Genomic DNA, 26,488 nt, shown 5'->3' with positions numbered 1-26,488 from the left:
GCTTATTATTTTATTTTTTGGCTTTATTCTACATGTTTTTTCGCATTTTGTTTAATATTACGTGCATTTTGTGGTGTCTTTTGCATTTTCTATTCATCTGCCAGATCATACGGTGCGGCAAGCCGTTGTTCATCCACTGGCATTGCCACGATCACTTGGGTCTGGGATGCCTGAAGATCCTGCACAATCTTGGGGTCGATACGCCAATCCGTGATGATCTGATCGATGCTGTCCAGTTCACAAATCTGTACAAAAGTGCTGGTACCAAATTTACTTGAGTCCGCCACAAGAATCACCTGCTCGGAAATCTCGATCATTTTCCGCCGCACCTTGGCTTCCTCCACATGATAATCCGTCACACCATTTTTGATAGAGATCCCACTGGCACCGATAATTGCTTTGTCCACGCGGAAATTTTCCAGTCCGCCATCGGCCATAAACCCAGAGGTGGAATAGTCTCCTTTGCGCAGCTGCCCGCCCAACATAAACACACGGCAACTGTCGTTTTTGACCATTTGCATCCCAACAGGTAAGGAATTGGTCAAACAGGTCAGGTACTGCTTAGATGCCAGGCATTTTGCCACTTCCAAAGTGGTGGTACCCAAATCCATGACAATGGTGTCCCCATCCTTAATGAGATCCGCAGCCCTAAGGGCAATCGCCTGCTTTTCCGCTGTCCTGAGCAACTCACGGCTGGTATACTGGCGCTCCACTCCTTTGGAGACATTGGAAATGGCACCGCCATATACACGTTTGAGTGCCCCCTGATTCTCCAGCGTTTCCAAGTCCCTGCGGATGGTTTCAACCGAAACCTGGAATTGTTTCGCCAGTTTGCCCGCGTTTACCATACCGTCCGTATGGATCTGCTTCATGATTTTGTCAAGCCGTTCATGAACCATGCCGTTCCATCCTTTGCTTTCCTGCCTGTGGATGCACGAACCGCACATCTGCAAGTCGTATTTTCGTATATTATAACAGTGTTGCGATACTTTTAAAACAGTTATTTGTGATTTTGTCAGCATTTTGTGTGTTTTTATCTTTTAATAAAAAGCATTTACTGCCAATCACAAAAAGATCAGCGTTTTTACAACCACCGGAATCACTTGCGCAACCGGCATCCCTATATCGATGTAATCCCCATCCCGCGCACGGATGCCATCAATGCAAACGACCGGCCGTTTCGGGAACGAGCGCTGCAGTACTTGTCCCAATGCTTTGGCAAAGTCGTTTTCTATCACCACAACAATCGGAACATTGCGTGCGGCAAACAGCCGGACAATTGGTTCCGCAATCTGCTTGACGCACTCATAAGAGGGATTTTGAGGGCCTTCAAATGCAAGTGCTGCCGCCGCATCACCAAACCGCGCCCATTTTTCTTCTGCGGTTTGCGTCCATTCTTTTTCATCCTCCACGACAGACATACAAATGACCGGCAGATTTTTTAAGGGAAGCACAGATGCGTCATACACTACCGTTCCACCGCTCACCTGCATCGAATAATTACACGCGCCAATCACCGTCGCTCGAATTTTCTCTACCGCTTCACAGAAGAGTTGCGGAAACGGGAAAAACGCCTCACGTATCTTCGCCCCCAGCAGCGGCCCCATGTCGCCATACCGAGCGGTCTCCATCAGACTTTCCACATGCGCGCCGGAATACACGCACTCTGCAACACCGCCCGAGAACGTGACCGCATCCACCGGGCGTGGCGCATACGCATGGCCGATGAAGAGTGCCTCGGTCGTTTTTTCCAATGGTTTCAGACCGGCAAGCTGCAAGAAGCAATCCGCCAGAATCTCACACAGCCAACAGAGCTCCGCGAATGCAACGCGACTGCCACTGTGGATACACAAGTGATATGTATCCACCAAAGGGGCAAGCCGTTCGGACAGATAGCACACATTTCCCGTCGCATCGAGCCGGACGAGCCTGCCGCCGATATCCAGGGCAAACGCATCCGTCACCACGCCGGTCTGGAACAAGCACGCGTTGGTTGTGCCCCCGCCGATGTCAAAATTAAGCACAGATTTTTCCTGCTTTTTAGAAAAGTCCGCCGCACCGGCGCCTTGCCCCGCCAAGATGGATTCCAAATCGGGGCCAGCCTCCGCCACCACAAAATCGCCCAACTGCTCCGAAAGGGCATCCACTGTCGCACGGGCATTGCGCTTACGCGCTGATTCGCCAGTAATAATCACTGCTCCCGAAGAGAAGTCCGCACGTTTATAGCCACTCTTTAAAAACTCGGCAGACAAAATCTGCTCAACCGCTCCGATGTTGATTCCATCGGCACAAAGCGGTGTAAAGTAGATTGGGCTTTGATACAAGACCTGTTTTTCTGTAATCTCCACATGCGGCGGGTCAAACGGCCCCGCCGTATTTTCCACCGTCAACTGTGACAGAATCATCTGCGTTGTCGTTGTGCCAACATCCACACCCGCGCTGTAAATCTTCTGCTTCATCGTATCACGACCATTTCTGTCTGCATTCTCCTTGCGCACCCGTTCCTCCGCGCAGTATCCGATAATAGATGGACGCCTGTGCCCGCATAGGGAGCGCACCATCTCTCTTATAAAACACGTTTGACTGCTTTGGTAACGGTGAGCCACCGGATGATTGCTTTGCGAAGCAGATCCACCGGCAGGATGGTTAACGCAAGCAAGGTGGATATCAGCCATTCCTGTATAGTTAACCCATAGCAATGAAACACCGCACCGCCAAAATATGTCATGCCCACCTGCACCGCAATAATCAAGGCAATGATCTGCAAAAAGCCTTTGTTTCTGCCGATATGCTCCAGCAGGTGCAACGTGTCGGTTCGGGCATTGAACGCATTACAAACGGCAGATAGGATAAAAAACACAAAAAAGCCGGTATACAAATACCGTGCCTGTGCATCCGGGCGGAAAAACGTGCGCACGAACGGCACACACAAAAATACCAGACCCAGTACAAATATCCACAGGCTGTCCGTGAGGATGGACGTCCACATCGGACGGTTGACAATTGCTTCATCCCTGCATTTAGGCTGCTCCCGCATGTAACGGCGCAGTGCCGGTTCTCCGCCAAACGCCAGTGCCGCCAATGTGTCCATCACCAGATTCACCCACAAGATCTGCATGATGGAGAGAGGGGCATCCATTCCCAGAAACGGAGCGACCAGTGAGAGCAGCACAGCGGCTACATTGATGGTCAGCTGAAATACGATGAATTTGCGCACACTGTTAAAAATGGTGCGCCCGTAAAGGATGGCCTTGTCAATAGAGCTGAAATTATCATCCATAATGACGATATCGCCCGCTTCTTTGGCAACTTCAGTGCCGCCGCCCATAGCAAACCCCACATCCGCTTTTTTCAGTGCCGGGGAATCGTTCACGCCATCACCGGTCATGCCCGCCACCAGCCCCATCTCCTGCGCCAGCCGCACCAGACGGCTTTTATCAGCGGGCAGGGCGCGTGCCACGACACGGATATCCCGCAGTTTTGCTTTAATGTCCGCATCCGACAATACAGCCAACTCATCCGAGGTGAGGACAAGTTCCGCATCCGAGGTAAGCAAACCGGCTTCTTTGGCGATGGCTACCGCAGTTTCCTTTCGGTCTCCCGTAATCATCACAACCTGCACACCCGCGCCTTGCACCTCACGGATGGCCTCCACCGATTCGGGCCGCACCTCGTCCCGAATACCGATAACTCCCACCAGTGTCCAGTCGTCGCCTTCAGGTAATGCATCCCCGTTTAGCGGGCGATGGCTTACCGCCAGCGCAAGCACACGGATTGCACGATGTGCCAACGCATCGATATGGCGAACCACACAGCCATCGGCGCAAAGGCCCTGTGCATAGGGCTGCGGTTCTCCATGCGCATCATAATACGCACGGCAGTGCGGCAGAATCTTCTCGGGTGCGCCCTTGATGAGCGTAATCGTGCGGTCGCTTTCAATCTGTGCGGCAGAAAACTTGTTCTCACTGCTGAACGGAATGGAATGGATGGCGGCCGCATGGGGCGCTTCATTCCGTCTCGCTGCAAAGCTGAGGATGGCGCGCTCGGTCGCATTGCCGCCCACCACCCTCGTGCTTTTGCCTTCACCGGTCAAGACGGCATCGGTGTTGTGGTGCAGGCTTAACGACAGCACCCGTCCAAGTCCGCCCACCACTTCCTCATATTTTTGATAGGCATTCCCCTGCCCATCGAGAAACACGACGGCTTCCAATTTTCCCTTTGTGATGGTGCCGGTTTTGTCACTGAACAGGATGTTCAAGCTGCCTGCCGTCTCGATGCCCGAAATCTTCCGCACCAACACATGGTCGCGCAGCATTCGCCCCATGTTCAGTGCCGACACAATGGCAATCATCAGCGGGAGACCCTCCGGCACCGCCATGACGATGATGACAACCGAAAGAATGACCGCCTCCACCACCTGATTGAGCAATGCCATCCAGTCGGTACAGAAGGCAAGAATGCGCCCGATATCAAACCCATTGCGCACCACAATGCACTCAAACAACACCGCCAGCGCAATACCCACGCCGCCGATGTACCCAAACTTGCTGATTCCCCCCGCCAGCCGTGTTAATTTGACCTTCAGCGGGGAATCACGTTCTTCGTCCAGCTGCAATTCCCCTGCAATCTGCCCATAGACAGAGTGGTCGCCCACCGTAGTCACACGCAGGACAGCATTCCCCGCACACACCACCGAACCGCGGAACACCTGATATGGATCAAGGAAATCCATACCACCGTCCTGCTCGATATAGTCCGGCGGCATCACCATTTTTTGAGCCTCTTTCGCCTCGCCATTGAGGATTGACTGATCCACCTTTAAACTGCCATCCACCAGCACGCCGTCGGCAGGCACCTTGTCGCCCGTTTGGAGCAGCACACAATCGTCTACCACCAGTTCGGTAATAGACAGCTCGACGATTTCCCCATTGCGGTACACTTTGCACAGGATGGCCGACGCTTCCGCCTGCAAGTGTTGGAACGCGTTTTCGTTGCGATATTCAGAGAAAGTGGAGACCAGCGTTGCCAGCAGCACCGCAATTGCTATCCCAAGAGATTCGTACCACTTGGTCTGCCCCAAAACAGCAAACAAAATATTTGCGGCCAATGCGACACACAGGACACGGATCATTGGGTCGCCAAAATTTGAGCGAAGTTTTGTCCAAAACCCTTCCCTTTTCTTTTCCGTGAGCCGGTTTTCTCCATATTGCGCACGCGATGCACCCACCTGTCTGTCATTCAAGCCCCAGCTTTGCATGATCGGTCTCCTTTATTAATGCAGATACCAGCAGTTTCCCCATACGAACAGCCGCTATTCCAAGCAAACCCTACAGGTTTTCCCGCGGGATCTTTCTTCTTTCGACAAAACTTATATTTACAAAAAGCCGGCACCGCCGTTCCCGGCGCTGTCGGCTCTTTCAGTGTTTTAATTTTACTGCCTTTTGAGTGCGATGGCTTCTTTGGCTTTTGAAACGAGATGCTCCGCAGTCAGCCCATAATACCGCAGAACATCCGCTGCCGGCCCCGACCGACCAAACACATCCTCAACGCCCACGCGCAGCACCGGTACCGGGCAGCTTGCGGCGACAGATTCACAAACCGCACCACCCAGACCGCCGATAACATTGTGTTCCTCAGCGGTTACGATGGCGCCGGTCTCCTGTGCTGCGGCGGCAAGAAGCGCGTCATCAATCGGCTTGATGGTCGGAATATCCAACACACGCGCACTGATGTTTTCATTGGCAAGCAGCTTTGCCGCATCCAGTGCCTGCTCCACCATCAGCCCAGTTGCCGCCAGTGTTACATCCGTGCCACTGCGCAGCACATGACCTTTTCCAATAGCAAACGTATAGGATGCTTCATCAAAAACAACCGGTACCGGCAGACGCCCGAACCGCAGATAAACCGGTCCCTTGTGTTCCGCCGCCGCACGCACGGCGGCACGCGCTTCCACAGCATCCGCCGGGGAGATGACTGCCATACCCGGAATGGTGCGCATCAGTGCAATATCCTCGCAGCACTGGTGGGTTGCGCCGTCTTCGCCCACCGACAGACCCGCATGGGTCGCGCCAATTTTGACATTTGCCTGCGTATACCCGATGGATGTGCGCACCTGCTCAAACGCGCGCCCCGCAGCAAACATTGCAAAAGTGCTTGCAAAAACGATTTTGCCAGTTGTCGCAATGCCTGCTGCGGCAGCCATCATATTGCTTTCGGCAATGCCACAGTTGACATGCCGCTCCGGATATTTCTTTTTAAACAAGTCTGTTTTGGTGGATTTGGACAAATCAGCGTCCAACACCACCAGATTAGGATACTCCGCACCCAACGCGGCCAGCGCTTCGCCATATGCCTGTCTGGTCGCGACCCGCGTCGCCTCTGCCATCAATTTCCCGCCTCCAGCTCCAAAAGTGCCTCGTCTAATTCCCGCAGCGCCTGCTCCCGCTGTTCGCCATTGGGCGCAGTGCCATGCCATGCTGCCTCGTTTTCCATAAAGGACACACCTTTGCCCTTTATAGAACGTGCCACGATGATTGTGGGTTTGCCTTTTACCGTCTTGGCAAGCGTGTAGGCGGCGTCAATCGCATCAAAATCATGCGCGCTGATCTCGATGACATTCCAGCCAAATTCACGGAACTTGCCCGCAATAGGCAGTGGGGAGAGGACATCTTCGACATGCCCGTCAATTTGCAAACCGTTGAAATCGACAAACGCCACAAGATTGTCCAATTTGTAATGTGCGGCAAACATTGCCGCCTCCCACACTTCCCCTTCTTCCAGTTCCCCATCGCCCAAGATGGCATAGGTGCGGTAGCTGTTTCCAAACAGTTTGGCCGAAAGAGCTATGCCGCAGGCGGCGGAGACGCCTTGCCCAAGCGAACCGGTGGACATATCAAGACCAGGCACATCCAACATGTTGGGATGCCCCTGCAACGGGCTGTCCAAATGCCGGAAACCGGGCAGCCAGTCGGTGGGGAAATATCCTTTCATCGCCAGCGCCGCGTAGACCGCAGGCACGCAATGCCCTTTCGACAAAACAAACCGGTCGCGGTCTTCCCAATTCGGATTGGATGGGTCGATGCGCAACTCATGAAAATAAAGGTACGTGACCACATCCGCAATCGACAGCGACCCGCCCGGATGACCGGACTGCGCGGAGTAGACTTCCTCAATCACATACTTACGAATCTGCAGCGCCTTTTTTGCCAGCGCCAGCTTCAACTGTTCCTCCAATACCGTTTGTCCTCCTAAAGTTCCGTGCACCGCACGGTCTATTCTACCGGTTATAACCGATATGTATGACAGCGCCTGTCACTGCACGTTGGCTGTCACCTGTTTTTTAATCAATTCAATAAAATCGGCCACTGCGCCGTGCTCACATGGCCCAACCACCACATCCGCCACGTCCTTGATCGCCCGCGGAGCCTCCGCAGGCGTGCCGCTGAACGCAGCCGTTTGCAGCAAGGTCAAGTCATTATAATAATCGCCGATCGCAAAGATATGTTCTTTTTCAATCTGCAGCTGTGATGCCAACCGCAACACCGTGCTGCCCTTGGAAATATTACGCGGCAGCACCTCTAAAAAATTGACGCTGGAAAAAATAAAGTCCCATCCCTCATTCGGTTCCTGCGTCGCAAAATCAGCAAAAACCGGCAGACGGTCTTGTTCCGCCGCAAAAATCATCTTGTGCCAACCGGTTTTCGGTACATGTTCCAGATCAGTCATCACATAATGCAGACGCTCATTGCTGGTATGCCGGCGGGTCGCCACACTTTCATGTACAATGTAAACGGCGTCGTCGGTGAGCAGTTCCACACCGACTTCCGGAAAACGGTCAATCGTCTTTAAAATCAGCTGTGTTATGCTCTCCGGCAGGTCTGCACTCCAGACAAACTGGTGGGATGCGTAATCAAAGATTACCGCACCGTTGAATAAAATGCAAGGGGCGTTGACTTTGACCCGATCCAGAAACGCACCCGCAGAAGAATGCGTTCGGCCGGTGGCAAATGCAAAGCGTCCGCCACCCTCCATAAATGCACGCGCGGCATGGATATTGCGCGCGGGCATATCAAATGTTTCGGTAATCAGTGTGCCATCCATGTCCGATACAAGCAGATATCCTTCATATGGAAGTTTTCTCGACATACGGCCCTCCTGTGTATACGCGGCCTGACGGCCATCTCCCGTAAAATACGGTCTGCGGGACTGTCCACAACATTGCAAGTCTGCAAACCATCCCACTTGCACTTATCATATTACCATACTGTCCGGTCATCCCGCAAGGGTATGAAGGAATTGCTGAAAATACGCCGGCAGATCGCTGGTAAACTCCATATATTTTCCGGTGGACGGATGGATGAAACCCAGTGTGCGGGCATGCAGGCACTGCCCGCGCAGACCGCGCAGTGCCTTCCCATAGACAGGGTCACCCGCCACAGAATGCCCGATGTATGCCATGTGCAACCGGATCTGGTGGGTACGTCCGGTTTCCAACCGCAGGCGCACATGGGTATATCTCGCATATCGGCGCAAAACAGTATAATGCGTCACAGCGGGTCTGCTGTTCTTCTGTGTCACCGCCATGCGCTTGCGCTGTGTGGGGTGCCGCCCCACCGGTGCGCTGACGGTACCGGTATCCTCCTTGACAATTCCGCAGACCACCGCCTCATATTCCCGCAAAAAACTGTGGGCCTTGATTTGTGCCGCAAGACTTTGATGCGCATGGTCGTTTTTGGCGACCATCAGCAAGCCGCTGGTATCCTTATCGATGCGATGCACAATGCCCGGACGCAGTACCCCGCCGATACCCGACAAACTGTCACCGCAGTGAAACAACAAGGCGTTGACCAGCGTACCGTCCGGATTGCCTGCGCCGGGATGCACCACCATACCCTGCGGCTTATTCACCACCAGCAAATCGTTGTCTTCGTAGACAATATCCAACGGGATATTCTGTGCTTTGGCCTCCAGCGGCACGGGGTCCGGAAACACGATGATAATTTCATCACCCGCACGCAGACGGTCGTGTTTGCCGCCCGGCTTGCCATTGACAGTGACCTGCCCACTCGCCATCAGCTTTTGCAGGCCGGAACGCGTTTGCTCGGGGCAAAGGCGGGCAAGCGCCTTATCCAGCCGCTCGCCCGCCTGTTCAATCCCCACCAGAAAAGCCTGCCGTGTCATCGTCTGCCCCACTCCTCCTGCAACAAAAAAGACAGGCAGAGCAGCACAGCACCCACGACAACAAAACTATCCGCCACATTGAAGATGGCGAAATTGATGATCTTAACATACAGGAAATCGACCACTTCGCCGTGCCGCACGCGATCGATGAGGTTGCCCACGCCCCCCGCCACAATCAGCGTAAGCGCAAGATTACCCAGTCTGGTGCGCATTTTTCCCGCCAGCAACACCCATACGCACACACATACCAGCGCCACCGTGAACCCGACTAAGATCCAGCGCCCATACGACAGGTTTTGAAACATGGAAAACGCCGCGCCGGAATTACGCAAATAATAAAAATGCAAGAATGGGCCGAGAACCGGAAAATCCTCATTCAATTGCATGTTTGCTGTCACCGCGAGTTTGGTCAGCCGGTCGGCAACAACCAGAACAGCCGCAAACACCAGCCACAGCCAGGGCGGTATTCCGCCACGCTGTCCGCGCCTGTATCTGTGCGAATGGGAGGAAAACACACTGCGACTCATTCTACAATCCCCGCGCAGCGGCTGCAAAGAGTCGGGTGTTTTTCCGATTGCCCCACCGTATCGCTGTAGACCCAGCACCGCTCACATTTTTGCCCGTGCGCGTGGGAGACAGTGACCGACAGTCCATCTACTTCGCCTTGGAATGCCCCTTTTCCCTCTTTTTCCAGATGCACGCCGGACACGATAAATGCTGCGGGCAATTCATCCCGTACCGACTGTAAGAAGTCAAATAGTTCTCCCGTACTGTAAAGCGTGACTTCCGCCTCCAGCGAACCGCCGATTTCATGCGCGGAACGAGAAAGCTCCAACGCCTTCTTTACGTCATCGCGAATGACGTGGATACGCTCCCAACGGCTAATAAACGCATCGTCAAACGACTCGCCCGAAAGTGACGGCATACCCGCATACAACACGCTTTCCTGCTCTTTGTCATGCGGCAGATACTTCCATATTTCTTCCGCTGTAAAGACGAGGATAGGCGCGACCAAACGCGTGAGCGAATCAAGCACACGATGAATAACGGTCTGTGCCGCACGTCTGGCGACAGAATCGGTTTTCTCAACATAAAGCCGATCCTTCAGCACATCCAAATAAAAATTGGACATATCCACCACGCAGAAATTATGCACCGCGTGGAAGATGGTGTGAAATTCATAATTTTCATAGGCAGCAATGACGGTCTTTTGCAGTTCATCTAGCCGCCAGACCGCCCATTTGTCGATAGGCAGCAAATCGCCAAACGCCACCGCATCTTTTTTCGGATCGAAATCCGATGTATTGCCCAAGATATACCGCGCCGTGTTGCGGATCTTCCGATATACTTCCGAAAGCTGCTTGAGAATGCCATCCGAAAAACGGACATCTCCCTGATAATCCGAAGAGGCCACCCACAGACGCAACACATCCGCGCCAAATTTTTTTGCAACGTCAAGCGGGTCTACACCATTGCCAAGGCTTTTGTGCATGGCGTGTCCTTCGCCATCCAGAACCATGCCATGGGTGATAACCATCTTGTAAGGCGCAACGCCTTTCCACGCGATGCTGGTAAGCAGCGAGGACTGGAACCAGCCGCGATACTGATCGTTGCCTTCCAGATAAATATCGGCAGGCCAGTGCAGGTCGGGGCGGGTCGCCAACACAGCGGCGTGGGTCACGCCCGAATCAAACCACACGTCCATAACATCCTGCTCTTTGGTGAAATGATGGCCGCCGCAAGTGCAAGCCGTCCCCTCCGGCAAAATTTCCTCCGCGCTATAGCGCCACCAGGCATCCGCGCCTTCCTTACGGAACAGAGCTGCTACGGCGTCGATACTCTCGCGCGTAATCAGTTCTTTACCGCAGTCCTTGCAATAGAAAATTGGAATGGGCACGCCCCACAGGCGCTGACGGGAAATACACCAGTCGCTGCGGTCACGCACCATACCGGTAATGCGCTCCTCGCCCCATTCCGGCAGCCAGTCCACGCCATGAATGGCCTCAAAGGTTTTTTCTTTAATATCATTCACCGAGCAGAACCACTGCTCAGTTGCGCGGAACAACACCGGATTCTTGCAGCGCCAGCAATGTGGGTATTGGTGCGTGATATGTTCCGTCGCAAACAGCGCGCCGGTCTGCGCAAGATATTCGCGGATGGCCTTATTTGCCTGTGTGGTTGTCAAGCCCTCGAACTGCCCGGCCTCTTTGGTCAGGCGGCCTTTGGCGTCCACCGGCACCACGACAGGAAGCTGCGGATAGTTTTGGCAGACCTGAAAATCTTCCACGCCGTGTCCCGGTGCGGTATGCACGCAGCCGGTACCGCTTTCAAGCGTGACATGATTCCCAACGATGACCAGAGACTGCCTGTCCAAAAACGGGTGCTTGGCAACGAGACCTTCCAGTTCCGCGCCCGGAATCGTGCCGATCACTTCAAAATCCTGAACGCCGCCGGCCTGCATCGCCTTTTCAGCCAGTGCCAGCGCCACAACATAATACGCGTCGCCCGCACGCACCAGCGCATAGTCGAAGTCCGGTCCCAGACAAATCGCCACATTTCCCGGCAATGTCCATGTAGTCGTCGTCCAAATGACAAAATAAGTCTTGCCCGGCTGTGCGCCAAGGGAGAACAGCTTCCCTTTGTCGTCCGTCACCTCAAATTTGACGTAGACGGAGTCGCACGGGTCCTCTGCATATTCGATTTCTGCTTCCGCAAGGGCAGTCTCATCGTGCGGGCACCAATAGACCGGCTTCAATCCTTTATAGATATAGCCTTTCAGCGCCATTTCGCCGAAGACCTCAATCTGCCTTGCCTCAAACGCGGGATTGAGCGTACGGTACGGGTTTTTCCAGTCCCCAAGGACACCGAGCCGCTTAAACTGCTCCGTCATCGTTGCGACATGCGAAAGTGCAAAATCACGGCAGTGCCTGCGGAATTCTACCGGATCACCGCTTCGCCTGTCCAGTCCGACCTTGTCGATCGCTTTGCGTTCAATGGGCAGACCATGTGTATCCCAGCCCGGCACATACGGTGCTTTGAAACCAGACATGTTTTTGTAGCGCATGATAAAATCCTTGAGGATCTTGTTCATGGCTGTACCGAGATGAATGTCCCCGTTGGCATAAGGGGGGCCGTCATGCAGCACAAAAAGCGGCTTTCCTTCGTTATGCCGCATCAAGGCGCTCCAAAAATCCTGTTCTTCCCACTTTTTGAGCTGTTCCGGCTCTTTTTGGGCCAGCCCTGCCCGCATAGGGAATGCCGTCTGCGGCAGGTTCAGCGTTTTGTTATAATCCTCAGGCATGGGTACACGTCGCTCCTTATCAGGTGTTTACGAAAAACGGAAACCAATCCGTATCGGGAAGGCGCCATAGCGGCGTCCGTTTATTCTTTATCTTGCATGCGATCCGTCGAAAGCGGGACATATTCCCCCGTTTGCTCGTCAAAGCGCATATTCAGACGGACCGGCACGATATGGGCGGGTTCTGGCGCCCTGTTTGTGTCTGAATCGGTTTGTATCTTCTCAGTGGGTACGTCCTCAACAGGCGCCTCCGCAGCCGCAGCCTGCGCGTATGCCACATCATTCGAAGAGGGCTCTTCTGTCTCACTCGCAGTCTCTAGCCCATTTCCATCATCTTTGAGAGGAGATGCACCGGTGGTCTGCTCGGATTGTTGCGCATCGGCGGGATCTTCTTTCGTTTCCACCGGCATCGCACCGATTAATTCGAGATGGGCACGGTAAACATCCAGCAAGTGGGAACGAAAAGAAGCAACTTCGGTCTTAATACGCGTCAGTTCCTCTTTTTCGTGTGCGATTTGTATCTGCACACTGCCCGTCAAACGGTCTGCCTTTGCACGTGCTTCTTCAAGCAACTCGTCTGCTTGCTTTTTCGCGTTGTTCACCAGCGAATCCGCAAATTTCTGGGCACTTAAGAGTGCATCGCGCAGGCTGTCCTTATCGGCTTCCACCTCCGCAGTCTGCCCGCGCAGAACTTCCAACTGCCGTTTAAGATCGTTATTTTCACGCGTCAGCTGGGCAAAAGCCGTAGCCGCTTCCGCAAGAAACGTTTCTACTTCTGTGGTTCTATAGCCACCCACGCGTGCCTTTTCAAACCGTTTGTTTAAAAGCTCACCTGACGTCATGCTGTTGCCTCCTCATCTGATATCACAAGTATTTGCGTGCCGCAAAACGCAGCCGGCCTTTGCGGGTAGGCGGGCCGATGGCGTCCACCACAAAGCGGCCGTATCCGCGGACAGAGAGCGAAGCGCCGGTCGCGACTCTGTAGGCTCTATCGGTCACCGACAAGCAGTCCACTGTGACCAAACCGCCCGCGATACATTTTTCGGCCTGTGTGCGAGAGATACCCGTCAACGCGGAAATCACGCAGTCAAGCCGCTCGGACGCGATGGTATCGGTCATCTCCGCAAAGTGTGCCTCACGATGCACTGTCTCCCCAGCGTACACCGTGCAGGAAACATTAGCCGACCCCACGCGGGAAAGGCTGGACAACACAAAAGCCGCGACCGCGTTTTCCAAAAACGCCACGCAGTCTTTTGGCCGCACAACCAAATCGCCTATTTTCTCGCGTTTCAAACCGAGCGAAAGCAACGCACCTAAAAAATCCCGATGTGTGAGCGCCGCACCCTTCCACGCAATCTGCACAGCCGTGATGGGAAACGCTGCATTGTCCGGCTGCATCCACTGTGGGAAGACGCCAAGCATTCGGCGCTCCGCTTCCGCATATCCGCCCCAGAAAAAGGGAGCGGAATCCCGCAAATATTGCGAAACAACTGCCTGCTCGCGCGCATCCAGAAACCCCAGAAAGCGAGCTGTCTGCCGCTCAGCCGCCGCTACCGCGTCATCCACGCGTGAAAGCAACAGGTTGTCCTCTGTTCCCATATGACTCATTGGAGACCGCCGTCCGTCAATGGAACAAACTATAAAGCAGGACGATGATCCGCTGAATAATCATCAGAAGAATCCAAGCCGCTATTGGTGAAAAATCCACCGGAAGACGACGGGTGAATGGGATAAGCGCCAGCAAATGCCGGACGGGAGCAAGCACCGGTTCGGTCAAAGCCACAATGAACCGACCCACATGGGACTGGATGAGCTGTGGCACCCACGAAATAATCGCCCTGACAAAAATCAGCGATGTGATGATCCAAATCAGCCAATAAAATGCTTCCAGTAGCCCGTAACTCAAATCAAAGCCCAATCCATTCCCTCCAAAGCGGAACAACACGCCGCCTCCGCGCCAAAACGAAAAGCCGCCCCACCATCAAACAGGGCGGCGCCCGAAACACATGTAATCGCTTAAGAAATCGCTGACGGATTTAGGCTTTCTTTAAAAAAACACGCCATTGCTTTCCAGTTCGTCCAATAAATCACCCACAATGTCCACATTGTATGGGGTAATGATGAACGTGCTGTTCGCGACACGTTTGATCTGGCCATTGTTCGCATATGCCACGCCGCTCAGGAAGTCCACAATCCGGCGGGAAACATCTTTGTTGGTTGATTCCAGATTCAGCACGACTGTGCGCTTGTCGTTGAGATGGTCGGCAACGCCCACCGCATCCTCAAAGCGTTCCGGCTTAATGAGTACAACTTGCAGCTGCGCTGTGGTGTGGATGTTGACCACCTTGTTGTTGCGGCGAACATCGTCCGCATGGCTGGTGGATTTGTCCGGTGCTTTCGCAAGCAGGTCAACTTCTTCTTCGTCGTAGTCTTCGTCTTCCGCAGTCATAAAATTCTTCAGTTTTTCAACAAGTCCCATAATATTATGTCCTCCTGCAATATATTGTTTTATCGCCTTCCAAAGATCGCGGTTCCAACCCGCACCATTGTGGAGCCTTCCTCAATAGCTATATCAAAGTCCGCAGACATGCCCATTGATAAGATGTGCATGCTTCTATTATCCGTTTTTTTAGACGCAATGTCAATAAACAGTTTGCGCATTGTCCGAAAATATGGACGAACCGCCTCTGCATCCGTGCAGCGCGGAGGTACGGTCATCAGCCCGCAGACCCGCAAATGTGGAAGCGGCGCGATTTCATCAAGCAACGCAGTCAGTTTGGTCGGCGGCACACCGGATTTGGCTTCCTCTCCGCCAATATTGACTTCAACGAGGATATCCATTATCTTTCCGCATTTTTCCGCCTGCTTGTCAATCTCCTGTGCAAGATGGGCGCTGTCCACCGACTGGATCATGTCCACCTTATCAATCACCTGCCGCACCTTGTTTGTCTGTAAATGGCCAATCAGATGTTCGGCCTGCTCCGCGCCCAGTTTGATATCGGGCAGTTTGCCAAGCAGTTCCTGCACACGGTTTTCACCTATCACGCGCACGCCGCATGCCAACACGGCGTTGACATCCTCGGCCGGCATCGTCTTCGTCACCGCCACCAAAGTAATCTCGTCCGCCGAACGGCCTGAGACCCGTGCGGCTTTCTCAATGCGCGCGCGCACGTCTTCCAAGTTCCGCGCAATTTCACGCGCACGCGGAGTCCGTTCATTGCAGCAATTCTCCATCATGTAAATCATCCCTGTTCGTAATTATCGCATCATAGACCTGAAGTCGGCCTGCATCGGTAGGATCCACCGAAGAGACCGTGTAGCCGTTTCCGCTGTAAACAGGCACGATGGTCCGGAACCGGGCCGTGTTCCCGTCCTGCACAAAAACGCCTTTTTTACCTTTAACCACACTGATATACTGATTGTCCACCCGCAAACCGGTGTAACTCCCGATAATCACACGCACGCTCTGGCGCCGAACAGCAGCCAGTTTTTCAGTCATGGAACTGCATTGGAACACTGCCGCATACTGATTGCCGGAAGGGTTGAGCGCCAGCACGGTGGCGGGAATCGCATCCTCGCTGGAAAGAACAAACCGCAGATTTACCTGCGCGCTTTCAGACAGCCGATGCGCCTCATCGGGTGAGAGGAGCGCCACCACATACCATTCAAATTCGGAAACGATCTTACCGGCCGCATCGGCAGGCGGCGTTACCTTTTCCGTCAGCAGCTTCTGCACATCCGCCGGTTTGATGGAAGCAATATTGGAAACATCATATGCGCCTTCATAGCCATCTGCGGTCTTCACAAAATAACCGGCGAGCGGAGACGTGAGCGGCTGGCCCGCAGCGCCTATCTTGGCTTTCAGCGCATCCGCCTGCTTCTGCAATGCGGCAATTGTCCCGTTGAAATCACTGACGGCCCCCGTGGCAAGCTGCTTACGGTTGAGGTAATCCAACAGATTTGCCCCCGCATCTGAAAGGCCGTCCAGATTGGAGCCGGAAGTCGCATCGGCCAGCTTCAGGAAATCCTCGCGCAGTGCAGCGTCCAGCACACTGACATCCGTAACGCTCGCGCTGCCGGAATCCCCGAGGTTTTGCAGCTGCGTAATCTTGTCCTGCAATTTCTGCAGTGCCTGTTGGTTCTGCGCGTCCTGCTCAGTGGGATAAATATTGGCTACCGTGCCGCCTTTGGAAACCCGTTCCCCATCCGTACGCGTGTAATCGATGACGCCCGACGTGCCTCCCTTGAGCACGGTCTCATCATGCAGTGCGATGGCATCCGCCGTAACGGTATCCTGCACAGTGGCAAGCGTCACCCGCTGTGTACGGATGGGATGATACAGCATACGATATGCCTGAAAGCCCACATATGCCAGCAAAAACAGCGACAACCCAACGCGCAACAGCCATTTGAGCGATTTGTTCATACCCATGGATATCAGACGTGCTCTTTATCGGGAGCGGCATTGCTGTCCAAGATAGAGACCGGCCGAACCGGAATCACCGTCGAAATCGCGTGCTTATAAACCAGATCCTGCTTGCCGTCACTTTCGAGAATGACGGTGAAATTATCAAACCCCTTGACCACGCCTTTGAACTGGTACCCATTGGTCAAGAAGATAGTGACGGGGATCTTGTCTTTGCGCACCTGGTTGAGAAAAACATCCTGTAAATTCATTGCTTTCTGCATATAGATTCCTCCAAAGAGATGGCCGCTCCGCACTTGCATCGGGATTTTTGCCCTTACATAACAAGTGTGAGAAGTCACTTCCGATTTTAAACATCGCATATAAACGTTTATTCATTATAACATAGCGTGTTTGATTTATCTATGCCGCGCACGGCTTGTTCACAAATTATTTCAAATTTTCCCATTCCCACCTCGATCCAACAGATGTCCGCCGCACGGCGGAACCATGTCATCTGCCGCTTGGCATACCGTCGGGTCGCGCGCTTGAGATCCTCCACCGCCTGCTCCAGCGGGCAGTCCCCCCGCAGGTACGCTGCCAGCTCTTTATACCCGATGGCCTGCATGGCGGTGCCGTCGCGCACGTCCGCGCGGGCAAAAAGCAAACGGGCTTCCTCCAGCAGGCCGGCCTCCAGCATCGCGTCTACACGCGCGTCAATTTTGGCATAAAGCATGGCACGGTCGGCAAAACCCAATCCGATCTTGCAGGTGCGATAGGGGGAAGGCGTCAGCTTGGAGCGCCGCTGTAGCTCGGACATGGTCACCCCGTCCGTCTCATACACCTCAATGGCACGGATGATGCGCCCTAGGTTATGCGGATGCAGTTTAACGGCAGTCTCCGGGTCAAACCCCGCCAGCCGGTCGAGCAATGCCTGCCCGCCCTGTGCATCCGCTTCCTGTCGCAGACGAATACGCAAAGCGTCGTTCCGTTTGGTTTCCTCAAACGTGCGCCCCGCCAGCAACGAGTCCACATAAAGTCCGGTGCCGCCCGCCACCACCGGCACCTTTCCCCGTGCATGAATGTCCGTGATGCAGGCTTTGGCCATCGCCACATACTCCGCCACACTGCACGGTACAGCGGGGTCACACACCCCAATCAGATGGTGCGGTACGCCGCACATCTCCTCATGCGTAGGCTGCGCCGTGCCAATTGCCATGCCCTGATAGAGCTGCATGGAATCCGCCGAAACAACTTCGCCGCCATAGTGCAATGCCAATTCCACTGCCAGGCGGGTTTTACCGCTGGCAGTGGGACCAACCACGGCGATTACCGGAATCTGGCTCAACCGTGCACCTCCTGTTCTGCAACCTTTACTAAGATAGGACGGCGCTCACGCCCGCCCAAACTGCTTTTCAATCTCTGCGCGCGTGAGAACGAACGCCACCGGGCGACCATGCGGGCAGTAGCGCACATCGTCCAGCGCCAGCACACGCTCGGCCAGTCTGGAAGCCTCTTCCGGGCCAGTCTTATCCCCCGCCTTGACGGCGGCGCGGCAGGCCACCGAATGATAGAGGTCGTCGATGCGTTCGGGCGTGAGGTCTTTGCCGTACTGCGCAAGTTTCCCCGCCAGTTCTTCTACGGCGGGCACAATGTCGTTCTCCCGCAGATAGACCGGCGCGGCGCGCACCAGCACCGTCGCACCGCCGAAATCATCCACATCAAATCCTGTGTCCGACAGCACCGTGCGGTTTTCTAAAACCGCGGCATATTCTTCCCGTGCCAATGTCACCGCGCGCGGCGCCAGCAGCAATTGGCTGGCAGCTTTTCCCTGTTTTCGGATTTCTTCATATAGAATCCGCTCATGTGCGGCGTGTTTGTCAATAAGATAGAGTGTGTCGCCCTCTTCTACCAGAATATACGTGCCAAAGCACTGCCCAATCACACGACGCACAAGCGCCGGGGGGCCCTCCTCCAAAACAGGCGGTGCGGATGCCGCAGATGCTTGCGCATTCGCATCCACGTGTTCGAGTTCGACAGCGTGCAAATCAGCCGGTCTTTGCACTTCCGGCAAAACCGTTTTGTACGCGGATGGTTCTGCCGCCTGCACGGACGACACGGGAGACGGCCGCTCCTGCTGCCGATCTACGGTTTCACGCGGCGTTTGGCATGGCTCATCGTCGTCAACCGTCACATCAATCCGTCCACGCACCACCGGGGTATACGCGGTTGTCGCACCTGTGTGCAGAACACCCGCCTCACTGCCTTTTCCGGATGCAAAATGCAGCTGGCTTCCGGAAGAAGATGCAAACGGCGCCGGGTGTTTTTCCTCTGTTTGGGGCAGTTGCAGTGTGGGGCGCGGATCTTTTTCCGCAATGGCGTTTTTCACCGCATAATAAATCCCCTCAAACACCGCATGTTCGTCCGCAAAACGCACTTCGGTTTTCGCCGGATGGACGTTTACATCGACCAGCGCTGGCGATAGCGCAATATGCAGCACGCAGCCGGGAAAACGCCCAACCATGATGCTTCCCCGATACGCCTGCTCCAATGCCGCCATCGCCGTGCGGGATTTGACCAGCCGTCCGTTGAGGAAGAAAAACTGCATATTGCGGTTGGCACGGGCGCTGACCGGCTTGAGCACATAGCCCGCGACCTGCACGCCGCCCAATTCGTACGCTACTTCCAGCAAATCACGGGCGAAGTCGCGCCCCAGCACGGCATAGATGGCAGAAACAAGCCGACTGTCCCCCGGTGTGTGCAGTTCTTCCCGACCATCCTTGATGAATTTCAGCGAGACTTCCGGATGCGACAGCGCCAGCCGCTCCGCCACCGCACGCACCGCATTGCCTTCCGTCACGTCCTTTTTGAGGAATTTCATCCGTGCGGGGGTATTGTAGAACAGGTCGCGCACAACGATTGTCGTGCCCTGCGGGCAGCCCGCAGGGCCTTGTTCCAGCACCTCGCCGCCTTCCAGTGCAATGCGGCTCCCCTCCAATTCATCCGCCGTGCGGGTAATCAGTTCCACCTTGGACACCGCCGTGATGGACGCCAGCGCTTCCCCGCGGAAGCCAAGCGTCCCGATGGCCTCCAGGTCGGTATCTTTTTGCACCTTGCTGGTGGCGTGGCGCAAAAACGCTGTGGCGACATCCTCCGCCGGAATGCCTCCGCCGTTGTCCGTCACACGGATGAACCGCACGCCGCCGTTTTTGATTTCCAGGGTGAGGACGCGCGCGCCCGCGTCAATGGCATTTTCGAGCAGTTCCTTGACCACCGAGGCCGGACGTTCCACCACCTCGCCCGCCGCAATCTTTTCCGCGACGGCCTTTGGCAGTACATGGATACGGTTCATCGTTTCCGCCACCTTTCTATGTAAAAATCCAATATTTACGTGTCATTCTTCGCAATGTGGCAAAGCTCAAACAGCAGATTGAGCGCCTCGATGGGGGCAAGTGTGTTCGCGTCAATTCCGCGAAGCCTTGCCAGCACGTCTTCCGCTTTCGGGTTGATCAGCGCCATCTGCGCAGGCGCGGCTTCGGCTTTCTTCCGCACCCCGGGTGCGGAAACCGGACGGCCTTCCTCCAGCTCGCGCAAAATCTCCCGTGCGCGGGCAACTACCCGGTCGGGGATGCCGGCCAGCTTGGCGACTTCAATGCCATAGCTGTCATCCGCCCCGCCGGGGATGATACGGCGCAGAAACGTCAGCTCCTCGCCATGTTTTTTCACTGCCACGCTGTAGTTGCGCACGCCGGGCAGCAGGTCTTCGAGTGCTGTCAGTTCGTGGTAATGCGTGGCAAAAAGTGTTTTTGCACCGCACCGTTTCACATCGGCCACGTATTCCACCACCGCGCGGGCGATGCTCATGCCGTCGAACGTAGACGTGCCGCGCCCGATCTCATCCAGCAGAAGCAGGCTGTCTTTGGTGGCGTTTTCAAGGATGCCCGCCACCTCGTTCATCTCCACCATGAAGGTAGACTGCCCGGACGCCAGATCGTCCGACGCGCCCACGCGGGTGAAAATGCTGTCCACCACGCCGATGTGCGCCGCCGATGCGGGGACAAAACTACCGATTTGCGCCATGAGCGCAATAAGTGCCACCTGCCGCATGTAGGTGGATTTGCCCGCCATATTGGGGCCGGTAATAATAGCGACCCGTTCATCGCGCATATCCAGTTCGGTGTCGTTGGGAACGAACGGCACGTCGGTCAGAATGGCCTCAACTACCGGGTGCCGTCCGTCTTTGATGGAGATGCGCCCATCAATGCCAAGATTCGGACGGCAGTAATGGTTCATCGCCGCCACATGCGCGAACGAGCAAAGCACGTCCAGCCCGGCCAGTGCCGAAGCCGTGGATTGGATGCGGTGCAGCTGCTCCGCCACATGCCGGCGCACGCCGTCGAACACCTCGTATTCCAATTGCACCACGCGCTCCTGTGCGCCCAGCACCTTGCCCTCCAGTTCTTTGAGCTCCTGCGTAATATACCGCTCACAGTTGGTCAGTGTTTGCTTGCGGATATATGTATCCGGCACCTGATCAATGTACGACTTAGTCACTTCGATGTAATAGCCAAAGACGCGGTTATAGCCGATTTTCAAGTTTTTAATACCGGTTTTTTCTTTTTCCCGCGCCTCAATCTGGGCAAGAAAGCCTTTGCCGCCGCGCATGATCTCACGCAGGCTGTCAATCTCTTCATGATAGCCGGGGCGGATCATGCCGCCCTCCCGCACGGAAATAGGTGGGTCTTCCTCAATGGCTGCGGTAATCAGCTCATACAAATCAGGAAGCGGGTCGATGTTCCGCGTAATATCCGTGAGCAGCCGCGCCTTGCAAGGGGCAATGTGGGTTTTCAGTCCCGGCAGCCGCTCGATGGTCTCAGACAGCGCACGCAGTTCCCGGGCATTGGCCGTGCCGTAAACAATGCGGGTCATCAGGCGCTCCAGGTCATGCACGCCGCTCAGTGCGTCCATCACGTCCTCGCGCAGGACCGCATTGCCAAACAGCTCATCCACCGCCGCCAGCCGGCGGGTGATGGGGCCGGGGCGCAGCAGCGGCTGTTCGATCCAAGCGCGCAGCAGGCGTTTGCCCATCGCGGTGTTGGTGCGGTCGAGTACCCAAAGCAAGGTGCCGCGCTTTTCCCGTCCGCGCAGTGTCTCACATAGTTCCAGATTGCGTCTTGTCACCAAACCAAGCCGCATGAATTGTGCGTCGCTGTAGACTTCCAGCTGGTTGATGCGTTCCAATCCCGTGATCTGCGTCTGCCGCAGGTAGGCAAGCAATGCGTTGAGCGCGCGAACAACCGCGGGCTTGTCCGCCAATTCCAGTGCCGCCGCATCCGGCTTGCCGAATTGTGCACAAATCGGGACAGCATCGGCGGAAAATGCTTCGTCCGCGGGCTGCCCGACCGCCGCACCCAACCGTTCCCGAATGAACCGCTCCACATCCGCAAGCGCCAGCGCACCGCTGTTGAGCAGCACCTCGCTGGGCGCAAAACGCCCCAGTTCACCGGTCAGTTTCACACCCAATTCTTCGCCGGTGAGCAGAGTGGCATGGACTTCTCCGGTGGACACATCCGCAAACGCCACCCCTGCCTGCCCGTCCTGCACACAGACACCGGCAAGGTAGTTGTTGCGCGATTCATCGAGCATACTGCCCTCAATGACGGTGCCCGGAGTCACCACACGCACAATTTCGCGTTTCACCAGCCCTTTTGCCAGCTTCGGGTCCTCGGCCTGCTCGCAGATAGCGACTTTATACCCTTTTTCCACCAGGCGGGCAATGTAGTTTTCACAACTATGATAGGGTATGCCGCACATTGGGGCACGTTCCTCCATGCCGCAGTCTTTGCCGGTGAGGGTCAGCTCCAGCTCGCGGGAAGCCAGCTTGGCGTCGTCAAAGAACATTTCATAAAAATCGCCCAGACGAAAAAATAAGATTTCGTCCTTATGCTGTTCTTTCACCGCCTTGTACTGTCGCATCATCGGTGTCATTTCGGCCATGGATATTCCTCCGTTTTCTGGTTCAAGCCCGCTGTTCAGTGGCAGCCGGAGCAGTGGTCGCATCCGCCGGAACAATCCACTTCCCCGCTCACGGCACGCTGAATCATGTTATTGATCTGCATCAACAGCTCATTCAGCTCATTCTGCGCGGTATGCAGTTCCGTCATCAGCGGATATGCCATCAGCTCGTCATAATCCGCCGCCAGTTTTTTCTGCATCTCCATCAACTCGCTCCGGTCTTCCGGCGGTTGTTTGATAGATTCCGTCAGCGTCGCTTTCCGGACGTTCCACGCCCGGATCTTGCCTTGCAGCCCCCAATCGGTCTCGACCGCCGCACGTGCCGCCTGAAGCCGTACACAGCGCGGGTCCTGTGTGATTGTCTCAATCAGTTCTTTTGCTTTTTCAATGGCATCCATTCAGTCCCTCTCCTCTACAGGTACAGTTTGCGGCGTGCCGTACAGGGTCACGCCCTTTACTTGCGTAAATTCCACATCGTAAAATTCACCGGGTTCGTCCGCCGGAAATGAGACGGCCACGCCGCTGTCGGTGTGACCGGTCGCTGTATCATCCTGCACACGCTCTGCCAACACGCGTTCCGTTTTGCCCACGTAGTCGTTGAGGAACGCACGGCTTTTTTCTCCCTGCACGCGCAGCAGTTCTTCAAACCAGCGTGCCTTTTCCCCATGTGGCACGGGGTCGGGCATCGTTTCCGCCGGCGTTCCTTTGCGCTTGGAATACAGAAATGTGTACAGGTTTGCAAACCCGACTTCCTCCACCAGCGCGAGCGTCTGGCGGAAATCTTCCTCCGTTTCACCCGGGAACCCGACGATCACGTCGCTGGTCAGGCACAGGTCTGGAATCACCTGCCTGGCATAGGCAACCAGTTCCCGATATTGTGCGGCGGTATACCGGCGATTCATCTGCCGAAGCACCCGGTCGCTGCCGGATTGAAACGGCAGGTGAAGCCTGCGGGAAATCTTCGGGTTGGCCGCAATGGTGTCAAACAGGCGGTGAGACGCGTCTTTGGGATGCGAAGTCATAAAATGCAGGCGGAACTCCCCGGGCAGAACCGCGATTTCAGCAAGCAGCCGAGAGAAATCCCAGCCGTTCTGCAAATCCTTCCCGTAGGAGTTGACATTCTGCCCAAGCAACGTAATTTCCCTGCAACCTGTTGCTATCAATTCCGTCGCTTCCCGCAGCACCTGCTCCGGCGCGCGCGAGTGTTCCCTGCCCCGCACATACGGCACAATGCAATAGGTGCAGAAATTGTTGCACCCATGCATAACCGGCAGCCACGCGGTGTATGCGCTGTCCCGCCGCACGGGCACGCCTTCAACCACGCCGTTCTGTTCTTCCATGTCAAACACCCGCCCGTTTTCAGCCAGTGTGCGCCACAGCAGTTCCGGGAAACGCGGCAGCGCCCCGGTGCCAAACACCAAATTGACATATGGATAGCTTTGCCTGATTTTCTGCGCAACATGCGCTTCCTGCATCATACAGCCGCAGAGCGCAATCACCATGTCTTGCTTTTGCGCCTTGATTCCCTTCAAAGCGCCCACATTGCCCAACACACGCTGTTCGGCGTGTTCACGCACCGCGCAGGTGTTGAACAACACCAGATCGGCATCCCTGGGGCTGTCGGTAAACGTATAGCCCATCTGTTCGAGCATTCCGCTCAGTTTCTCGCTGTCGCTCACATTCTGCTGGCAGCCGTAGGTGCGCACATACGCCTTTTTCTCCGCCGCCCCCCACAGGCCGCGCACACGCAGGGCATACTGCCGCTGCGTTTCCCAGTTGATCTCGGGGTTTGCCTCCCGCAAATGTTTTCCCTCCCATAATGTGGTTTTATCACACCGCCCAGGTGTGTTCCTTGGCTTTTAATGAAACGTATGGAGTACTCCGTCCACGTCAGAGGTCACACAGTCTTTTCCATTCCGTTTGCTGTGATACATGAGGAGATCCGCACGGCCAATCAGTGAGTTGGATGTATCGTCTTCCTTCGCCATGGTCACGCCTATAGACACCGTGGCCGAAACCAGTTCATCTTTTACCCGTACCACCGCATGATTGATCAGATCGCGCACCCGCTTAGCAACAGCTTCCATATCTGTTTCGTTCTCCACCGCATAGATACCGATAAATTCCTCTCCGCCCCATCTGCCCACAATATCGCTGTTGCGCATCGAACGAATCAGGTTGGCTGACACACTGGTCAACACACGGTCACCTGTCATATGCCCGTACTGGTCATTGATCCTTTTGAAATTATCAAGATCGACAAACAACACGCAGAACTTTTTCCCATGGCGGGTCAAACGGAGCTGCCGGTCATGAAGCGCGCTTTCCAGACTGCGGCGATTGGGCAGATTGGTGAGGATATCCGTCATGGCAAGGTTTAAAAGCACCTCGCCTTCCTGCCTGTTAAAATCCTGCATCAGATCGTCTGTAAAAATCTGCGCCACACCAACAAACTGCTTCTGCTCATAAACCGGCAATACTTTTTCCCAAATCAAGACCTTTCGGCCCTGTTTGTTCCATAAAAAAGCCCGAAATGTACGAATTTGTTCGTCCTGCAATGTTTTTTGAATAAGATTGGCATGATCTTCATCCCTTACGCCATATCGTTCAACCAAAAGCATGTACAGGCTGCTGTAGGGGCGATGCATCGCTTCTTCCCTTGCATACCCCGTGATACGCTGCGCTGCATCGTTCCATAAAAGAACATTGCCCTGCAAATCGACAAAACAAACGCCATATGTGAAACTTGCAAAAATATTATAGCTGATTTGCTCCTGATTCATCCTATCTCTCCGCGCATTCTGCCAAATCCACTCCGCCGTATCATTGCTCCGCTATGCCAAAGAGGTTTACCAGCAATTGCTTGCCTTTTTGGGTACGAAAATATTTCTTACCGATTGAAGCCGCCGCCTCTCCCGAAAGGCCGTCTTCTTCGATGTTGACGAGGAAATCTGCTTCAATCAGCGCTTGAAAATCCGCACCGTCTATTTTTGTGTAACTATGGTGGTGCCCCACCAGATAGCAAACGCGCGCAACCAAAGGAGCCGGCGCATCCAGAGTACTCAAAATCGTGCGCGCCACCGGCGGGCCTTCCAACTCTTGAAATTCACCTGCGGAAGATTGATGTTTTTGCTCTGCGTTGTGGATACCAATATCGTGCAGCACTGCGGCAGTGAGCAGCGATTCACGCTCAAAGGTCGGCAACTGCCCGCCAATGATCAGTGCATAGCCGAACACCTTGAGTGCGTGGCCGATACGGCGGGTATCCGACCCATTGTACGCCGTCATATGGTATAGCACATCGGCTATAAAAGCATTAAAATCATCCATTGCAAGTCCCTCCGGTTATCGTCTGGGCCGCCCGCCGCATCCATACGGGTGGTGTCGTAAGCTCCATATCTGCGCATTTCCGCATTGCAAAAAGGAAAACACACAAACCGTGTTTGTTTTCTATGTTTGTACTATAATCATTATAACCATTATTTTTCTGGGTGCAAGCCCTTAGCGGGAGCATTCCTTTTGCCTCTTTTTAGTAAAAAGGATAAAATAATTGATGAGATGGCTTGACACAGCTCACAAAAGATATATAC

At 54.8% G+C, this 26,488-nt stretch carries 23 protein-coding genes; all 23 read right to left on the bottom strand.

The genetic code is table 11. The annotated features are described in order from the left end of the window. Positions 1-89: 89 nt before the first annotated feature. On the bottom strand, positions 90-899 hold the full coding sequence (locus ABF463_RS06620) for a DeoR/GlpR family DNA-binding transcription regulator (protein WP_415532783.1): 810 nt from the start codon (positions 897-899) through the stop codon (positions 90-92). A gap of 165 nt (positions 900-1,064) precedes the next feature. After that, positions 1,065-2,498, bottom strand: a complete 1,434-nt coding sequence (locus ABF463_RS06615; RefSeq protein ID WP_415532782.1) for an ethanolamine ammonia-lyase reactivating factor EutA — start codon at positions 2,496-2,498, stop codon at positions 1,065-1,067. 68 nt (positions 2,499-2,566) lie between these two features. Next, positions 2,567-5,257: a calcium-translocating P-type ATPase, PMCA-type gene (locus ABF463_RS06610; protein WP_415532781.1), complete on the bottom strand. Its 2,691-nt coding sequence runs from the start codon at positions 5,255-5,257 to the stop codon at positions 2,567-2,569. Positions 5,258-5,431: 174 nt separating this feature from the next. After that, positions 5,432-6,385 carry a transketolase family protein gene (locus ABF463_RS06605; protein ID WP_415532779.1) on the bottom strand — a complete coding sequence of 318 codons (954 nt, stop codon included), beginning with the start codon at positions 6,383-6,385 and terminating at the stop codon, positions 5,432-5,434. Then, positions 6,385-7,233, bottom strand: coding sequence for a transketolase (locus tag ABF463_RS06600; RefSeq protein WP_415532778.1), 849 nt, complete (start codon positions 7,231-7,233; stop codon positions 6,385-6,387). Before ABF463_RS06600 ends, ABF463_RS06605 begins: the two co-directional genes overlap by 1 nt. 78 nt (positions 7,234-7,311) lie before the next feature. Next, positions 7,312-8,145, bottom strand: coding sequence for a Cof-type HAD-IIB family hydrolase (locus tag ABF463_RS06595; protein ID WP_415532777.1), 834 nt, complete (start codon positions 8,143-8,145; stop codon positions 7,312-7,314). Positions 8,146-8,271: 126 nt separating this feature from the next. Then, positions 8,272-9,180 carry an RluA family pseudouridine synthase gene (locus ABF463_RS06590; RefSeq protein WP_415532776.1) on the bottom strand — a complete coding sequence of 303 codons (909 nt, stop codon included), beginning with the start codon at positions 9,178-9,180 and terminating at the stop codon, positions 8,272-8,274. Then, positions 9,177-9,707 carry a signal peptidase II gene (lspA, locus tag ABF463_RS06585; RefSeq protein WP_415532775.1) on the bottom strand — a complete coding sequence of 177 codons (531 nt, stop codon included), beginning with the start codon at positions 9,705-9,707 and terminating at the stop codon, positions 9,177-9,179. The genes ABF463_RS06590 and lspA overlap by 4 nt, the downstream gene beginning before the upstream one ends. Beyond that, the gene (ileS, locus tag ABF463_RS06580) at positions 9,704-12,481 is read right to left on the bottom strand and encodes an isoleucine--tRNA ligase (protein ID WP_415532774.1); all 2,778 of its coding nucleotides are present in this window, start codon (positions 12,479-12,481) and stop codon (positions 9,704-9,706) included. Before ileS ends, lspA begins: the two co-directional genes overlap by 4 nt. 80 nt (positions 12,482-12,561) lie before the next feature. After that, positions 12,562-13,320 carry a DivIVA domain-containing protein gene (locus tag ABF463_RS06575; protein ID WP_415532773.1) on the bottom strand — a complete coding sequence of 253 codons (759 nt, stop codon included), beginning with the start codon at positions 13,318-13,320 and terminating at the stop codon, positions 12,562-12,564. Positions 13,321-13,342: 22 nt separating this feature from the next. Next, on the bottom strand, positions 13,343-14,086 hold the full coding sequence (locus ABF463_RS06570) for an RNA-binding protein (RefSeq protein WP_415532772.1): 744 nt from the start codon (positions 14,084-14,086) through the stop codon (positions 13,343-13,345). 16 nt (positions 14,087-14,102) lie between these two features. Next, positions 14,103-14,420 carry a YggT family protein gene (locus ABF463_RS06565; protein WP_415532771.1) on the bottom strand — a complete coding sequence of 106 codons (318 nt, stop codon included), beginning with the start codon at positions 14,418-14,420 and terminating at the stop codon, positions 14,103-14,105. Between the two features lie 105 nt (positions 14,421-14,525). Beyond that, on the bottom strand, positions 14,526-14,957 hold the full coding sequence (locus tag ABF463_RS06560; RefSeq protein WP_415532770.1) for a cell division protein SepF: 432 nt from the start codon (positions 14,955-14,957) through the stop codon (positions 14,526-14,528). 29 nt (positions 14,958-14,986) lie between these two features. Continuing rightward, positions 14,987-15,715, bottom strand: coding sequence for a YggS family pyridoxal phosphate-dependent enzyme (locus tag ABF463_RS06555; protein WP_415532769.1), 729 nt, complete (start codon positions 15,713-15,715; stop codon positions 14,987-14,989). Continuing rightward, a complete protein-coding gene (locus ABF463_RS06550; RefSeq protein ID WP_415532768.1) occupies positions 15,693-16,910 on the bottom strand; it encodes an HlyD family efflux transporter periplasmic adaptor subunit in 1,218 nt (405 codons plus the stop codon). The genes ABF463_RS06555 and ABF463_RS06550 overlap by 23 nt, the downstream gene beginning before the upstream one ends. Before the next feature lie 5 nt (positions 16,911-16,915). Beyond that, positions 16,916-17,167, bottom strand: a complete 252-nt coding sequence (hfq, locus tag ABF463_RS06545; protein ID WP_415532767.1) for an RNA chaperone Hfq — start codon at positions 17,165-17,167, stop codon at positions 16,916-16,918. Positions 17,168-17,274: 107 nt separating this feature from the next. After that, positions 17,275-18,231, bottom strand: a complete 957-nt coding sequence (gene miaA, locus ABF463_RS06540) for a tRNA (adenosine(37)-N6)-dimethylallyltransferase MiaA (protein ID WP_415532766.1) — start codon at positions 18,229-18,231, stop codon at positions 17,275-17,277. 45 nt (positions 18,232-18,276) lie between these two features. After that, a complete protein-coding gene (gene mutL / locus ABF463_RS06535) occupies positions 18,277-20,235 on the bottom strand; it encodes a DNA mismatch repair endonuclease MutL (protein WP_415532765.1) in 1,959 nt (652 codons plus the stop codon). A 35-nt stretch (positions 20,236-20,270) separates the two neighbouring features. Next, positions 20,271-22,880 (bottom strand): DNA mismatch repair protein MutS, encoded by a 2,610-nt coding sequence (mutS, locus tag ABF463_RS06530; RefSeq protein ID WP_415532764.1) that lies wholly within the window; start codon positions 22,878-22,880, stop codon positions 20,271-20,273. Positions 22,881-22,915: 35 nt separating this feature from the next. Then, on the bottom strand, positions 22,916-23,296 hold the full coding sequence (locus ABF463_RS06525) for a YlbF family regulator (protein ID WP_415532763.1): 381 nt from the start codon (positions 23,294-23,296) through the stop codon (positions 22,916-22,918). Further along, complete coding sequence (gene miaB, locus ABF463_RS06520; protein ID WP_415532762.1) at positions 23,297-24,700, bottom strand: tRNA (N6-isopentenyl adenosine(37)-C2)-methylthiotransferase MiaB; 1,404 nt, start codon at positions 24,698-24,700, stop codon at positions 23,297-23,299. 57 nt (positions 24,701-24,757) lie between these two features. Beyond that, positions 24,758-25,681, bottom strand: coding sequence for a GGDEF domain-containing protein (locus tag ABF463_RS06515; RefSeq protein WP_415532761.1), 924 nt, complete (start codon positions 25,679-25,681; stop codon positions 24,758-24,760). Positions 25,682-25,721: 40 nt separating this feature from the next. Continuing rightward, on the bottom strand, positions 25,722-26,228 hold the full coding sequence (locus ABF463_RS06510; RefSeq protein ID WP_415532760.1) for an HD domain-containing protein: 507 nt from the start codon (positions 26,226-26,228) through the stop codon (positions 25,722-25,724). Positions 26,229-26,488 lie beyond the last annotated feature (260 nt).

Source organism: Ethanoligenens sp. (assembly GCF_047718355.1).
GTDB lineage: Bacteria > Bacillota > Clostridia > Oscillospirales > Ethanoligenentaceae > Ethanoligenens.
This window is presented reverse-complemented; position numbering and strand designations above follow the sequence as displayed.

What these genes read in the sequence shown, in the direction of transcription:
- ileS (WP_415532774.1), bottom strand. Translation starts at nt 12,481, where the DNA reads ATGCCTGAGGATTATAACAAAACGCTGAACCTGCCGCAGACGGCATTC.
- ABF463_RS06595 (WP_415532777.1), bottom strand. Translation starts at nt 8,145, where the DNA reads ATGTCGAGAAAACTTCCATATGAAGGATATCTGCTTGTATCGGACATG.
- ABF463_RS06515 (WP_415532761.1), bottom strand. Translation starts at nt 25,681, where the DNA reads ATGAATCAGGAGCAAATCAGCTATAATATTTTTGCAAGTTTCACATAT.
- ABF463_RS06555 (WP_415532769.1), bottom strand. Translation starts at nt 15,715, where the DNA reads ATGATGGAGAATTGCTGCAATGAACGGACTCCGCGTGCGCGTGAAATT.
- ABF463_RS06575 (WP_415532773.1), bottom strand. Translation starts at nt 13,320, where the DNA reads ATGACGTCAGGTGAGCTTTTAAACAAACGGTTTGAAAAGGCACGCGTG.
- ABF463_RS06590 (WP_415532776.1), bottom strand. Translation starts at nt 9,180, where the DNA reads ATGACACGGCAGGCTTTTCTGGTGGGGATTGAACAGGCGGGCGAGCGG.
- mutS (WP_415532764.1), bottom strand. Translation starts at nt 22,880, where the DNA reads ATGGCCGAAATGACACCGATGATGCGACAGTACAAGGCGGTGAAAGAA.
- ABF463_RS06510 (WP_415532760.1), bottom strand. Translation starts at nt 26,228, where the DNA reads ATGGATGATTTTAATGCTTTTATAGCCGATGTGCTATACCATATGACG.
- hfq (WP_415532767.1), bottom strand. Translation starts at nt 17,167, where the DNA reads ATGCAGAAAGCAATGAATTTACAGGATGTTTTTCTCAACCAGGTGCGC.
- mutL (WP_415532765.1), bottom strand. Translation starts at nt 20,235, where the DNA reads ATGAACCGTATCCATGTACTGCCAAAGGCCGTCGCGGAAAAGATTGCG.
- ABF463_RS06550 (WP_415532768.1), bottom strand. Translation starts at nt 16,910, where the DNA reads ATGGGTATGAACAAATCGCTCAAATGGCTGTTGCGCGTTGGGTTGTCG.
- ABF463_RS06570 (WP_415532772.1), bottom strand. Translation starts at nt 14,086, where the DNA reads ATGAGTCATATGGGAACAGAGGACAACCTGTTGCTTTCACGCGTGGAT.
- ABF463_RS06560 (WP_415532770.1), bottom strand. Translation starts at nt 14,957, where the DNA reads ATGGGACTTGTTGAAAAACTGAAGAATTTTATGACTGCGGAAGACGAA.
- ABF463_RS06605 (WP_415532779.1), bottom strand. Translation starts at nt 6,385, where the DNA reads ATGGCAGAGGCGACGCGGGTCGCGACCAGACAGGCATATGGCGAAGCG.
- ABF463_RS06610 (WP_415532781.1), bottom strand. Translation starts at nt 5,257, where the DNA reads ATGCAAAGCTGGGGCTTGAATGACAGACAGGTGGGTGCATCGCGTGCG.
- lspA (WP_415532775.1), bottom strand. Translation starts at nt 9,707, where the DNA reads ATGAGTCGCAGTGTGTTTTCCTCCCATTCGCACAGATACAGGCGCGGA.
- ABF463_RS06620 (WP_415532783.1), bottom strand. Translation starts at nt 899, where the DNA reads ATGGTTCATGAACGGCTTGACAAAATCATGAAGCAGATCCATACGGAC.
- ABF463_RS06525 (WP_415532763.1), bottom strand. Translation starts at nt 23,296, where the DNA reads ATGGATGCCATTGAAAAAGCAAAAGAACTGATTGAGACAATCACACAG.